The 13652-nt window shown below is 63.0% G+C and carries 13 protein-coding genes; 3 read left to right on the top strand and 10 right to left on the bottom strand.

Annotated elements, in window-relative coordinates; genetic code table 11:
- Positions 1–8: 8 nt before the first annotated feature.
- The 6 genes from ACOOE1_RS03525 to ccsA form a co-directional block, all read right to left on the bottom strand.
- The gene (locus tag ACOOE1_RS03525; RefSeq protein ID WP_420404959.1) at positions 9–1403 is read right to left on the bottom strand and encodes a sigma-54-dependent transcriptional regulator; all 1395 of its coding nucleotides are present in this window, start codon (positions 1401–1403) and stop codon (positions 9–11) included.
- On the bottom strand, positions 1393–3717 hold the full coding sequence (locus tag ACOOE1_RS03520; protein WP_420404958.1) for an ATP-binding protein: 2325 nt from the start codon (positions 3715–3717) through the stop codon (positions 1393–1395). The genes ACOOE1_RS03525 and ACOOE1_RS03520 overlap by 11 nt, the downstream gene beginning before the upstream one ends.
- An 80-nt stretch (positions 3718–3797) precedes the next feature.
- On the bottom strand, positions 3798–5246 hold the full coding sequence (gene ntrC / locus ACOOE1_RS03515) for a nitrogen regulation protein NR(I) (protein ID WP_420404957.1): 1449 nt from the start codon (positions 5244–5246) through the stop codon (positions 3798–3800).
- A 2-nt stretch (positions 5247–5248) separates the two neighbouring features.
- Positions 5249–6367, bottom strand: coding sequence for a two-component system sensor histidine kinase NtrB (locus ACOOE1_RS03510; RefSeq protein WP_420406402.1), 1119 nt, complete (start codon positions 6365–6367; stop codon positions 5249–5251).
- A gap of 2 nt (positions 6368–6369) precedes the next feature.
- Complete coding sequence (dusB, locus tag ACOOE1_RS03505; protein ID WP_420404956.1) at positions 6370–7359, bottom strand: tRNA dihydrouridine synthase DusB; 990 nt, start codon at positions 7357–7359, stop codon at positions 6370–6372.
- A gap of 96 nt (positions 7360–7455) precedes the next feature.
- Entirely contained in the window at positions 7456–8253 is a 798-nt protein-coding gene (ccsA, locus tag ACOOE1_RS03500; protein ID WP_420404955.1) for a cytochrome c biogenesis protein CcsA, read from the bottom strand.
- Between the two features lie 62 nt (positions 8254–8315).
- Between ccsA and ACOOE1_RS03495 the strand changes: the two genes are divergently transcribed.
- From ACOOE1_RS03495 to ACOOE1_RS03485, 3 genes are read left to right on the top strand one after another with little or no spacing between them, the layout of a single operon-like run.
- A complete protein-coding gene (locus tag ACOOE1_RS03495) occupies positions 8316–9485 on the top strand; it encodes a bifunctional 2-C-methyl-D-erythritol 4-phosphate cytidylyltransferase/2-C-methyl-D-erythritol 2,4-cyclodiphosphate synthase (RefSeq protein ID WP_420404954.1) in 1170 nt (389 codons plus the stop codon).
- The gene (locus ACOOE1_RS03490) at positions 9482–9952 is read left to right on the top strand and encodes a phosphatidylglycerophosphatase A (protein WP_420404953.1); all 471 of its coding nucleotides are present in this window, start codon (positions 9482–9484) and stop codon (positions 9950–9952) included. Before ACOOE1_RS03495 ends, ACOOE1_RS03490 begins: the two co-directional genes overlap by 4 nt.
- Positions 9953–9965: 13 nt before the next feature.
- Positions 9966–10460, top strand: a complete 495-nt coding sequence (locus ACOOE1_RS03485) for a CinA family protein (RefSeq protein WP_420404952.1) — start codon at positions 9966–9968, stop codon at positions 10458–10460.
- 3 nt (positions 10461–10463) lie between these two features.
- Here the strand turns inward: ACOOE1_RS03485 and ACOOE1_RS03480 are convergent, their stop codons facing one another.
- The 4 genes from ACOOE1_RS03480 to ACOOE1_RS03465 all read right to left on the bottom strand — a co-directional run bounded on the left by ACOOE1_RS03480 (position 10464) and on the right by ACOOE1_RS03465 (position 13611).
- A complete protein-coding gene (locus ACOOE1_RS03480; protein ID WP_420404951.1) occupies positions 10464–11624 on the bottom strand; it encodes a trans-sulfuration enzyme family protein in 1161 nt (386 codons plus the stop codon).
- 205 nt (positions 11625–11829) lie between these two features.
- The gene (locus tag ACOOE1_RS03475; RefSeq protein ID WP_420404950.1) at positions 11830–12303 is read right to left on the bottom strand and encodes a type II toxin-antitoxin system RatA family toxin; all 474 of its coding nucleotides are present in this window, start codon (positions 12301–12303) and stop codon (positions 11830–11832) included.
- A 19-nt stretch (positions 12304–12322) separates the two neighbouring features.
- The gene (lipA, locus tag ACOOE1_RS03470) at positions 12323–13351 is read right to left on the bottom strand and encodes a lipoyl synthase (protein ID WP_420404949.1); all 1029 of its coding nucleotides are present in this window, start codon (positions 13349–13351) and stop codon (positions 12323–12325) included.
- Positions 13348–13611, bottom strand: a complete 264-nt coding sequence (locus tag ACOOE1_RS03465) for a hypothetical protein (RefSeq protein WP_420404948.1) — start codon at positions 13609–13611, stop codon at positions 13348–13350. Before ACOOE1_RS03465 ends, lipA begins: the two co-directional genes overlap by 4 nt.
- Positions 13612–13652 lie beyond the last annotated feature (41 nt).

Below are 13652 nucleotides of genomic sequence, written 5' to 3'. Positions count from 1 at the left end.
CGGAAGGACTAAGCGGAGCGTTCTGCACTTACCCCGAGGGACTTCAGCTTGCGGTGCAGCGCCGAGCGCTCCATCCCCACAAAGCTGGCCGTTCTCGAGATATTGCCGCCAAAACGGTTCACCTGGGCCAGCAGATATTCCCGCTCGAACATTTCGCGTGCCTCGCGAAGCGGCATTCCCATGATCTCGACGCCCTTGTCGAAATTGAGGCTGACCGGGGCGGCAGAGCCTATCTCCGGCGGCAGCATATCGGCTCTAACCGGGTCGCTTGCCGAACCCGGGGCCATGATCAGCAGCCAGTCAATGACGTTCCGGAGCTGACGCACATTGCCCGGCCAATCGTAGGACTGCAGGGCGGCGATGGCATCCTCGGCCAATGTCCGGTGCGGCATGCCGGAGGTACGCGCCGAGCGCTCGATGAAATGCCGGCTGAGCGGAGGAATGTCCTCACGGCGCTGCGACAGGGCCGGAACCGAGATCGGCACCACGTTGAGACGATAGTAGAGGTCCTCGCGGAACCGGCCGGTAGAGATTTCCTGCTGCAGGTCACGGTTTGTCGAGGCGATGACCCGGACATCGACCGATATCTCGCGCTCGCCACCGACCCGCCTGAAACGCTGTTCCTGAAGGACCCGGACGATCTTGCCCTGGGTTTCCCGCGGCATGTCCGCGACCTCGTCGAGGAAAAGCGTTCCCTTATGTGCCTGCTCGAGCATGCCGACACTGCGCCCGCCTTCCTCGCTCTCGTTGTCCCGGCGCTCCAGGCCGAACAGCTCGATTTCAAGCCTCTCCGGGCTGAGCGTCGCGCAGTTGAGAACCGTAAAGGGGCCGTCGGCCCGGTTCGACTGCGCGTGGATCATGCGGGCGACGACTTCCTTGCCGGCACCGGCCGGTCCGGTGATCAGCACGCGGCTGTTTGTCGGCGCGACTTTTTCGACTGCCTGCACGACCTGGGCGATCCCCGAGGAAATGCCGATCAGGTGATCGTCCGTATCGGTCCGCGCCTTGAGATCGGCAACTTCGCGTTTCAGGCGCGCGGATTCGAGTGCCCGGCCGACCTGCAGCAACAGGCGCTCGGTCTCGAACGGCTTCTCGATGAAATCGTAGGCGCCCATCTTGATGGCGGAGACCGCCGTTTCGATGGTGCCGTGTCCGCTGATCATGATGACGGGAACATCGGGGTGCTCACCGCTCAGCCGCTCCAGGATACGAAGACCGTCGAGCGTGCTGTTCTCAAGCCAGATATCCAGCACGACCAGGCCCGGCCGCCTCGTGTGAACCGCCTCCAGCGCTTCGTCGCTGTTGCCCGCCTGTCTGGTCTCGAAACCCTCGTCCTCCAGGATCCCCGCAAGCAGGTGACGGATATCGGCTTCGTCATCAACGATCAGAATGTCATGCGCCATGAGAACTCAGCCCGGAAACGCTTTGATCTGATTCAGAAAGTCCATTTTCACCGCGTGCATCAGCCGGATCGCGGAAAACAAGTCGCACTCTTGTGCCCCCGCCCTCTCGGTCCATGAGCGTAATAGATCCTGCATGATCTTCCATGATTCTTTTGACAATTGCCAGACCGAGGCCGGTGCCTTTTTCGCGGGTCGTCACGTATGGTTCCGTCAGCCGATCGCGATCCTTGTCCGGCAGGCCGCGGCCGGTATCCTCGACATCGACGATGATCCGCTGCTCCTCCCGGCCGACGGTTACCGCAATACTGTGAGGAACTGTCCCGGTACCATCTGCGCTGTCGGCTTCTGTCGCCTGGATTGCGTCGATCGCGTTCTGCAGCAAGTTCGTCAAGACCTGTCTTATCTGTCTTTGGTCGCATTCGAACTCGACCGGCTCCTGTCCGTCGTCGAACTCGAAGACGATTCCCGATTGCGCGGACCGTTGGAGCACCACCTGCTCGTGGATGAGCGCGATCAGATTTTCCTTCCGCATGACCGGCGCCGGCATCCGGGCGAAGGTGGAAAACTCATCCACCATCCGGCCAATGTCCCCCACTTGTCTCACGATTGTGTTGGTACATTCAACAAAAGTATCAGGATCGGCCTCTATCTGTTTAAGATATTTACGTTTAAGGCGCTCGGCAGATAGCTGGATGGGAGTTAGCGGGTTCTTGATCTCGTGGGCGATACGGCGTGCAACGTCGGCCCAGGCCGCCATGCGCTGCGCCGACAGAAGTTCGGAAATATCGTCGAAGGTGAGCACATACCCGGAAACCTCGCCGTCGGTGATCTCCGCCTTGATCCGCGCCAGAAGGGTGATCTTGCGGTCCCCACGGTTCAGTTCGATCTGCTTTTCGGACTGCCGGTAGGGATTGCGGCGCGCCAGTTCGAGAAGCTCTGACATCTCCGGGATCTGGTCCGAAAGAGTATGCCCGATGAGCGAGTCGCCGCTGACGCCGAGCAGGCTTGCCGCGGACCTGTTCGGCAGGTTGATCCGCGCTTCCGCATCGAGACCGATCACCCCGGCCGACACGCCGCCGAGCACCGCTTCGGTGAAACGGCGCCGCGCATCGATTTGCCGGTTCGCACTCATCAATTCGCTGCGTTGCATTTCAAGCTGTCGGGTCATCCTGTTGAAGGCCCGGGCGAGCAGCCCCATCTCGTCGGCCTCGACAGGGCCTGCGACCCTGGCAGAAAGATCGCCCTCGCTGATCCGCTCCGCGGCGGCGATCAAATCGCTGATCGGATGCACCATGCGGGTGGCGAGATTGAGACCGATCCAGACCGCGGCAAGAAGCAGCAGCAGCGCCACCATGGCGAAGATCATGATGAACGAGACCTGGATATCGAAGCGCCTGCCCTCCAGCTCCGTGAACTGGTCGACGGCTTCCTTGGTGCGCACGATATAGCTCAGGATCTCCGCATCGACGAAACGGCCGACGAAGAGATAGGCGTCGACGAAGCGGTCGAGGCGGACGACGGCACGGAGCCGATCCTCGGAATCCGTCGTCAGAACGACAACGTCGCCGAGTTGCGCCTGCGCCATAGCCGCTTCCGGCAGGGGCTCGTAATCGAATGAAAGCGCCAGATCTGTCCGCGCCAGAACCCTTCCGGTATTGTCGAACACGACGGCCTCCGTGAGGTTCCGGAGCGCTGCCTGGGCGCGCAGCACCTGGGCGAACCGCGACGGGTTATTCACGAGGAACGGGGCTTCACGATTGATGTCGTTCGCCATCGCCAGTACATCCCCGCGGATCACCTGGCGGTGTTCTTCAAGGTAGCGTTCGGCGACCGCGACAGAGCCCGTAACCGCTGTCGAGACCCGCTCGCTGAACCAGGAGCGGATGCCGAAATCGAACATCACGAGCGAGAACACGGAGACCAGGATCGTCGGCGCGACCGTGAGCACCGAGAACATGACCACGAGCCGGACATGCAACCGTGACCCGGCGAGGCCCTGGCGCCGCTCGACCCAGAGCCGGGCCATGCGCCAGGCGACGAGCACGCCGAGCAGCAGCAACAGGGAAAAATCCAGATAGAGAATGCCGAGAACCACGTCCGGGTTCGGCCCCGCGGGCCCGGCACGCGTGAAGACGGCATAAGTGCCAAGGCCGGCGACGATCGCCGCTGCCGCGAGCACGTAGGCCGCCTTGCGCTCGAAGCCAACACGCTGGGCCCAGAGACGGAACCGGCGGGTATAGCTGGCAAAACGGCGCGCGGACCCCGACGGGGCGTCTTCAGGAGTATGGGCGTCGGTACTTGCTTCCGCCGGCATGCCTCACCTGCTGGGACTGGACTGGATCGTCAATCTAGCTCAATCGGCTATGCGGTGCACAGGCCTCAGCGGCCCTGCACCTAGCGCGCGCCCCGCACCACGGGAATGCCGAGATCCCGGATCTTCTTGCGCAGCGTATTCCGATTGAGGCCCAGCATCGAGGCTGCTTTCAGCTGGTTGCCTTTGGTGGCATCGAGCGAGAGCAGGATCAGCGGCCGCTCGACCTCACGCAAAATGCGGTCATGCAGCCCGGCAGGCGGCAGATTGTCGCCATGGGCCGCGAAATAAGCCCGCAGGTGCCGTTCGACCGCATCCGAGAGATTCTCGCTCCGCTCGCCTGCTTCCTCGCCCGCATTCGCTGGCGTTTCCGCCAGTTCCTGCTCGATGGCAGCCGCACCGATCACTTCTTCCGAATAGAGCGCGACGAGTCGCTTCACCAGATTCTCGAGTTCGCGGATGTTGCCCGGCCAGTTATAGGCGCTGAGGCGCTGCAAGGCGGCGCCGTCGATCGTCTTTTCCGGCAGCCCTTCCTTCTCGGCCAGCGCCAGGAAATGGCGTGCGAGATCCGGAATGTCCTCCTTGCGCTCGCGCAGCGGCGGCAGCCTGAGCGGCACCACGTTCAGGCGGTAGAACAGGTCTTCCCGGAACATTCCCTGACGGATCAGCTGCCGGAGATCCCGGTGCGTCGCTGCGACAATGCGAACATCGGCCTGTATCGCGGAGCGCCCGCCGACAGTCGTATATTCACCTTCCTGCAAAACCCGGAGCAATCTGGTCTGGGCTTCGATCGGCATGTCGCCGATCTCGTCGAGGAACAGCGTTCCGCCCCTCGCCTGCTCGAAGCGGCCGCTCGACCGCGCGGTCGCGCCGGTAAAGGCGCCTTTCTCGTGCCCGAAGAGCTCGCTTTCGATCAGCTCGCGCGGGATCGCCGCCATGTTGACCGCAACGAAGGGGCCGTCCCGGCGCTTGCCGTAGTCGTGCAGCGCGCGCGCCACCAGTTCCTTGCCGGTTCCGGACTCGCCCGCGATCATCACGGTCAGGTCGGTCCCCATGAGGCGGGCGAGGACACGGTAAATCTCCTGCATCGCCGGAGAGCGGCCGATGAGAGGCAGTTCTTCGTCCGGGACCCCGGCGTGCTTCTCCGCCGGAACCGCGCCGCCGGCGCGCGTCGTCAGCGCCTTACGCACGACCTGCACCAGCTCGGTGAGATCGAATGGTTTCGGCAGGTACTCGAAGGCACCGCGTTCGCTCGCCTTCACCGCTGTCAGCAGGGTGTTCTGCGCACTCATCACGATGACCCGGAGATCGGGACGGACCTTGCGGATCCGCGTCAGCAGATCAAGTCCGTTCTCGTCCGGCATGACAACATCGGTGATTACGAGGTCGCCGTCGCCCCGCTCCACCCATTGCCAGAGATTTGCGGCATTGCCGGTCGAACGGACATCCATGCCGATCCGAGTCAGGGCCTGTGTCAGAACGGTACGGATGGCCTGATCGTCATCCGCGATCAGGATTGAAGCGCTGTCCATTGTCATGCCTGTGCGAAGGCCTCGGAGATATCGGCGATCGGGAGCGAGAGCCGGAACTCCGTCCTGCGCGGCACGGAATCGACCTCGATCACCCCGCCATGGTCGGCCACGGCCTTGGCGACGAAAGCAAGTCCGAGGCCTGACCCGTTTCGCTTGGAGGTGACGAAGGGATCGAAGATCGTCGCCTTCATGTCGTCCGGAATCCCCGGGCCGTTGTCGCGGATGGTCACAAGAAGCGGCAGATTGACACGGCGTGCGGAGCCAGGGATGGAAACTCTCATGCCGTGCCTGTAGGCGGTCGACAAATGGATTTCGCCGTCCTCGTTGCCGATCGCCTCGGCCGCGTTCTTAAGCAGGTTCAGAAAAATCTGCACCAGTATATCCCGGTTCCCGAGGACCGGCGGAAGCGACGGATCATATCGCTCGTGATACCTGATCCGGCTGCTGAACCCGGATTCGGCGATCTTCCGGCAGTGATCCAGGACCTCATGGATATTCACCGGGCTACGCTCGATCGGCCGGTCGTCCGAGAACACTTCCATCCGGTCGACCAGGCCGCAGATCCGGTCGGTCTCGTCGCAGATCAGTTTGGTGAGCGGGCGGTCGGCCTCCAGCGCATTCTGCTCCAGCAATTGCGCTGCGCCCTTGATGCCGGATAGCGGGTTCTTCACCTCGTGCGCCAGCATCGCCGCCATCGCGGTGACCGACCGCGCCGCGCCCTTGAAATTGAACTGCCGGTGGAGCTGGTTCGCGATCGAACGCATCTGCAGCGTGAGAACAACCGCACCGGGCCTCTCGGTCAACGGCGACACCTGGACGCTGACGATGTGCGAGCCGATGCGGGAGCCTTCGAGAATGAGGTCATAGTCGAAGAGGACCGAGGATTGCCGCCGGCACTGCTCGATCATGCCCATCACAGGGCTGTCTGCCGGAATGAGATCGGAGAGCACGCTTCCCTCGAGGATCGCCGCGCTGCCCTGCAGGAAATGCTCCGCCGCCATATTCACGTAGACGATATGGTTGCTCTCATCGACCCCGATGACCGGTGTCGGGACGGCGTGCAGCACGCCGGTCGGATCCAGCGCGGCAGGCGCCGTACCGGGTTCCGGATTGATGACCATACTCACGCCGCCTGCTTCTCCAGTGCCATGCCGAAGAACCTCTCGATCGCCTCCTCGACAATCTGACGGTCCATGGTGTTGTTGACGATCTTGCGGAACTCGGCCGAGCCCGGAATGCCGGCCGCATACCAGCCAATATGCTTGCGTGCGAGTTTCAAACCGAGCGCGCTGCCGTAATGGGCCAGCATGTCGGCGACATGACGCCGCATGATATCAGCGCGTGCCCGGAATGCCGGATCGGCAGGCACCGGACGGCCTGCGAGATGGGCGGCGACCTGCGCTGGAAACCAGGGCCTGCCGTAGGCGCCGCGCCCGATCATCACGCCGTCGGCACCGGATTGCGCGAGGCAGGCATCGACATCCTCGAGAGTTGCAATATCCCCGTTCGCGACGACCGGAAGGGATACGACGTTCTTCACCTCGCGGATGAAGCGCCAGTCAGCCTCGCCCTTGTACATCTGGCAGCGCGTGCGGCCATGCACGGTCAGCAACCGGATCCCCGCCTCCTCGGCGATCTTCGCCAGGCGCGGGGCATTCCGGTCGCTTTGATCCCAGCCGGTACGCATTTTCAGGGTGACCGGGACCGGCACGGCCTTCACGACCGCGTCCATGATTCGCCCCGCCAGCGCCTCGTCCCGCATCAACGCCGAACCGGCGAGCTTGTTCACGACTTTCTTCGCCGGGCAGCCCATGTTGATGTCGATGATTTCGGCGCCGCGATCGACATTGAGTTTCGCCGCGTCCGCCATGATCTCCGGATCCCAGCCGGCAAGCTGGACCGCCATCGGACGCTCGAGATCCATGTCCTGCGGAATCTTGAACATCTCGTCCCGTTCCTCGCGCAGAACGGCGGCGCTCGCGATCATCTCGGAGACCACGAGACCGCAGCCGAACTCGCGCACAAGCCGGCGGAACGGCCGGTCCGTAACCCCGGACATGGGCGCGAGAAACACCGGGCTCTCGAGCGCGATATCGCCGATCTTGATGGTCATTAACTGTGCACCTGTAAAGCGTTGCTCACGAATTAAGCAATTGCTCGCAAAATTGTCAAAACAGGAATTTATCCGGAAGCAGCGGCTCCCAGCCGGTCAGGCGAGAATTTCCGCGACAAACTTGACGCCCGGATAGGCAAGTGTCAGCAGAAGATATGCAAGCAGCACCAGTCGAGAAACCGTCCGGCCCCGCATACCGAAACAACTGTGCACGCCCCAAAGCCCCGCGAGAACCACGAAGGTGACGAGAGAGAGTACCGTTTTATGGTCGAACTCCAGCGGATGTCCGGAGCGGTAGATCTGCAAAGCAATCCCGGTCGCGAGCCCGCCGAGCAGCACGATCACGGCCCCGCCGAGCAGCTGGTTCTGAAGCTTTTCGCAATCCGCAACCGACGGCAGGACGGCGGCGATCCCCGAGGACATCTGTTTGCGCTTCAGCGCCCGTTCCTTCAGGAAAATCGAAAGCGCCGTGATCGCCGCCAGGGTCAGAAGCGCATAGGTCGCCAGCGCAATCGCGATATGGGCGGAAAACCATCCGCCGGGAAGATGTTCGGCAAGCCGGATCGAGGGCTCGACAGACCCGGCAACGGTAGCGCCAAGCGCCATAAGGAACAGATAGGGAACCAGAAGCGCGGTCAACATCCGCGCCGCCGGCCGCAGCCAGCAGAGCGGCAGGAACACCAGCAGACTGGCGCAGACTGCCAGCCAGAGCGTCATCGCAAGGTCCGAACGCCAACTCGCGCCGAGCGTCACAACGACGTAGAGCAGCGGCCCCGCGATCGCGACCGCCAGCAATGCCCAGAAGGCGCCCCCGTCGCGGGCCGGCGCGCGGAGCGAAAACAGACCGACCGGGATCAGCGCCAGAAGAGCCGAGAGGTTCAAGAGCAAAGACATTGGCATGGCGTCACTATATCATGCCGCCCGCTCCGAAGTGCCAGAGCAAATTGAGGTGATTTGTGCCCCGGTCAAAGACCGCTCTCCTGATCGTCGCCGCCGGCCGCGGAACCCGGCTCGGCAGCGAAATTCCGAAACAATATCTGAAGCTTGCGGGCGTTCCTGTGCTGCGGCATGCACTGGACAGATTTCTCGCCTGCGACGCGATCGGCCCGGTCCGGGTCGTCATCGATCCGGCGCACAGGGCATTCTACGACGATGCCGTCTCCGGTCTCGACCTCCCGCCGCCGGTGAGTGGCGGCGCCGAACGCGGACAATCGGTGCGGAACGGACTTCGCGCCCTTGCCATCGAGGCTCCAGATCGCGTGCTGGTGCACGATGCCGCCCGCCCCTTCGTCTCCGACGCGGTGATCCACCGTGTCCTGCAAGCCCTCGACGAGACCCCAGGGGCCGTTCCGGCCCTGCCCGTCGCCGATACCCTGAAGCGTGCCGGCGGACTCGGAACCGAGATTACAGGCACCGAAGACCGCAGCACCCTGTTCCGCGCACAAACGCCCCAAGGGTTTCACTTCAAGACACTCCTGGAAGTCCATGAAAAAACTCAGAATATCGCAACAGACGATGCCGCCCTGCTGGAAGAGTTCGGGCTCGCCGTACAGCTAGTCGAAGGCGCGGACTCCCTGTTCAAGATCACTACGGAGGACGATTTGTTCCGCGCGAAACAGATGACGGAGGGTGCGCTCGAGCCGCGCGTCGGCACCGGATTCGACGTGCACAGGCTGGCCCCGGGTGAAAAGATCACACTCTGCGGCCTCGAAATCGCGCATGACCGCACGCTGGTCGGTCATTCCGACGCAGATGTCGGGCTGCACGCGATCACCGACGCCCTGCTCGGCGCGATCTCGGATGGCGATATCGGCAGCCACTTCCCGCCAAGCGACCCGCAATGGAAAGGCGTTGCCTCCGACCGGTTTCTCGCGCATGCCCGCGACCTCGTTCTGAGACGCGGCGGGCGCATCACCCATGTCGATCTGACGCTGATCTGCGAGCGCCCGAAGATCGGCCCGCTCCGTCCGGCGATGCGCTCGAGGATCGCGGAGATTCTCGAACTCTCCGAGAACCGTGTCAGCGTCAAGGCTACCACATCCGAGAAACTCGGCTTTGCCGGCCGAGGCGAAGGGATCGCGGCCCAGGCCGCCGCGACCGTCCTGCTGCCGGCGGACGACCAGTGACCGCCCCGCTTCCCCTGTTTCATCCGGCACGCATCGCGGCGACCTTCTTCTGGGTCGGCCATGCTCCCAAGGCGCCGGGAACCTGGGGCTCTCTCGCGGCGGTACCGTTCGCCTGGCTGCTACTCTCGCTCGGCGGCTGGAAACTGCTCGCGGCAGGCGTGGTGCTTGCGACCATCGTGGGATTCTGGTCCTCCGGCCGCTATGCCGAGGCGCTCGGCGGCAAGGATCCCGGAGAAGTGGTGATCGACGAGGTTGCCGGGCAATGGATCGCCCTCCTCCCGGCTGCGCTCGATCCGGTCAGCTTTGCGGTCGGTTTCGTCGCCTTTCGGGTCTTCGATATCACCAAGCCGTTCCCGGCGAGTTGGGCGGACACCAAGCTGGACGGGTCCGCCGGCATCATGGTCGACGACCTCTTCGCCGGGATCTATGCCGCGCTGGTGCTCCTCGCCTATCAGCATTTCTTCTGAGAGGTTTGAAATCATGGACAATTTTGATTCCGAGATCCGTGCGCGCGCAATCGAGGTTCTGGATGTTTGCCGTGCGCGCGGCTGGCTGGCCGCGACAGCGGAGAGCTGCACAGGCGGCCTGATCGCGGGCGCGCTCACCGAGATCGCCGGGTCTTCGGATGTGGTCGACCGCGGCTTCGTGACGTATTCGAACCAGGCCAAGATGGAAATGCTCGGGGTCGCGGAAGCGACGCTGGCCCTGCACGGCGCTGTTTCTGAGCCTACGGCGCGCGAGATGGCGGAAGGCGCGCGGACAAGGTCCCGCGCGGCCGTCAGCGTCGCCGTCACCGGCGTCGCGGGGCCGGGCGGAGGCTCGGCGGAGAAACCGGTTGGCCTCGTTCATTTCGCGGCCGCGACGGCGGAAAAGACCATCGCCGAACACAGGGTCTTCGAGGGCGACCGGGGCAGCGTGCGCCATCAAACGGTGCTCTACGCACTCGAAATGCTGCGCGGGCTGGCGAAAGTCTGACCGCTATTCCAGGCAGGCGAGGAACGCATCGATATCCGCTTCCAGTTCCTCGATCGCCTCGAGGCCGACGCTGAAGCGTATGAAAAGGTCCTCGCCATCCACCGTCGTGGCCGACCGCGCCTCTCCGATCGACATCGGCGCGACAAGACTGCGGGTTCCGCCCCAGGACGCCCCTATGGCGATGGTCTTGAGCGCTCCGAGCGCCGCGTCCAGCCGGTGCGAGGCGCCTTCTGCGAGAACCGCGGTGAATACCCCGGCCGCGCCGGTGAAATCCCGCTTCCAGATCGCATGCCCCGGATCGGTCTCGAGCGGAGGCCAGTAGATCTCTCTGATCGCCGTGTGGTCCTGCATCCGTGCGACAAGCCGCCGCGCACCGGCTTCGGCATGGGCGAAACGGAGCGCCATGGTTTCCATCCCGCGCAGAACCAGCGCCGCGTCATCCGGAGAAACGCCGATCCCCGTCCGCCCCATGAAGGCGCGCACCTTGAGGGCCGTGTCCTCATCTGCGAATGACATGGCGCCCATCAGAATGTCGGAATGGCCGGAAGCGTATTTGGTCAGCGCTTCCGAGACGATGTCGACGCCGAAATTGTGGGCCTTGAAGGCGAGCGCCGTCGCCCAGGTATTGTCGCAACCGACCATCGCTCCGGCATCGTGCGCAATGGAGACGATGGCCGGAATGTCCTGCACTTCCATCGTGGTCGAGCCCGGCGATTCGCACCAGACCAGTTTCGTCTCCGGTCGGAGACGGCGTGTCAGATCGTCGGGCGAGAGCGGATCGTAATAATCGACGCCGATACCGAACCGTGTCAGATCCTCGTCCGCATGCGTGCGCATGGGCGGGTAGGAGGTATCCGCGATCAGGATATGATCCCCCGCCGAAAGCAGCGCCATCGCGACGACCGCGTTCGAGGCCTGACCCGACGGCACCAGAAGAGTTCGCGCCGCACCGGAAAGTGCCTGCAGTTTCGCTTCGAGCTGACGCGTCGTCGGTGTGCCGTAGAGACCATAGGTATAGCCGTCCGGTCCGCGCTCGCCGCGCGCCGCATATTCACCGGCATCGGCGAAGACGATGGTCGAGGCGCGATGTACTGCGGGCGCCAGACTCTTGAAACCGGCCTCCTTGACCTCGGGCGTCACCACGCATTTCGTTTCGTCTCTCATCGCCACCTCCTCGATCGGAAGCGTGACGCTAGCCCCGCAACCTGTCCGCCGCGACGAAATATTTCGTCGCGGCCGTCGACCATTTTGTACGGGGCCGGCGAACGGATTCACACTGCGGAAAGGGCGCGGGTTACGGCTCTTGTTGTCGAAGCGGAATGAATACAGACAGAAACTGCAAAACAAGCTTCAAAACTTCTTTTGCAGTTTATTGTTTGTTTTCCGCTTGTTGTTCGGACCCTGAACGCTCGGCCCCATACAGTTCGTATGCACGGCTCTCAAATGCCGTCACCATCCGGCGAACCGCTTCGTTGAAAAATACCTCGATAATTTTCTGCAGCATCCGCGACTTGAACTCGAAGTCGACATAGAAATCGATCATGCAGCCGTCGTCATGCGGCTCGAAGACCCAGTGATTGTTCAGATACCTGAACGGACCGTCGGCATATTCGACGTCAATCCGGTTTTTCTCCGGACTGAGCGTGACGCGTGAGGTAAAGCGTTCGCGGATCATTTTATAGCCGATGATGAGATCGGCGACGATCAATTGGCCTTCGCGCTTGCGGACGCGCGCGCCCACGCACCACGGCAGAAACTCCGGGTAGCGCTGGACGTCGGCAACAAGATCGAAAAGCTGTTGCGGGCTGAAGGGCACAGCCCGCTTCTCGGCATGGGTCGGCATGGATTTGCCTTAGCACAGGTCAATCGGAGGCTGATACCGCCATTTGCGCCAGATCGGTCAGCGATGGTTCCTTGCGCAACGCGCCACGCTCGACACCGAGCCGACGGTCCCGCTCGGCCCGCATCCGGGAAAAATCCTCGTCCGCATGGTAGGAAGAGCGGGTCAGCGGCGAGGACGCGACCATCAGGAAGCCCTTGCCATAGGCAATGCTCTTATAGGCCTCGAATTCGTCAGGCGTAACGAAGCGATCGATCACTGCATGCTTCGATGTCGGCTGCAGATACTGCCCGATAGTGATGAAATCGACCTCCGCGGAGCGCATGTCGTCCATCACCTGATATATCTCTTCCTTGCTCTCACCGAGCCCTACCATGAGGCCGGACTTGGTGAAGATCGTCGGGTCGAGTTCCTTCGCCCGATCGAGGATCTTCAACGAGTGGAAATAGCGCGCGCCCGGCCTGATCCCGGGATAAAGCCGCGGCACGGTCTCCAGATTGTGGTTGAAAACGTCCGGCCGCGCATCGATCACGATTTCCAGCGCGCCGTCCTTGCGCATGAAGTCCGGGGTCAGCACCTCGATCGTGGTCTCGGGCGACGCGGCGCGGATCTTGGAAATCACCCGGGCGAAATGACCTGCCCCGCCATCGTCGAGATCGTCCCGGTCGACCGAGGTAATGACCACATGACGGAGACCCATCTTGGCAACTGCGTCGGCGACCTCGTCCGGTTCGTGCGGATCGAGCTTGTCCGGCCTCCCCGTGGCAACATTGCAGAAGGCACAGGCCCGGGTACAGACCGAGCCGAGGATCATCATGGTGGCGTGTTTCTTCGACCAGCACTCGCCGATATTCGGGCAGGCCGCTTCCTCGCAGACGGTGACCAGCTTGTGGTCCCGCATGAGCTGCCGGGTCTCGAGATAGGTCTTGGAAGTCGGTGCCTTGACCCGGATCCAGGACGGCTTGCGCTTCACCTCGTTGTCGGGACGGTGCGCCTTCTCCGGATGCCGGGCGGCGCCGATACGCGGAGCCTTGATCTGCTGTTCGCTCATTGCAGCTCTCTTTCGCGCGTCCAGAGTACCTGTTCGATGGTGACACGGTCAAAATAGTCGCTCTCGGAGATCAGATCCTCGGCCGTCTCGATGACGGCATCGGCCTTCTTCCGGTGTTTGCCGCCCTCAGGCCCGTCCAGCGGGAAGTTCACCTTGATGACGAGTTCCTGCGAGACATCGCCCTCGACTTCCGCACTGCTGCGGACCAGGATGGCAGTCACCCCATCCAACGCCTTGATCTTCTTCAGATCCAGATCCATTCGCTCATACCCGCCATGCGCGGCCGAGAGGCGGCCTGCCG

This window comes from Nisaea sp., assembly GCF_965216895.1.
GTDB lineage: Bacteria > Pseudomonadota > Alphaproteobacteria > Thalassobaculales > Thalassobaculaceae > Nisaea.
This window is presented reverse-complemented; position numbering and strand designations above follow the sequence as displayed.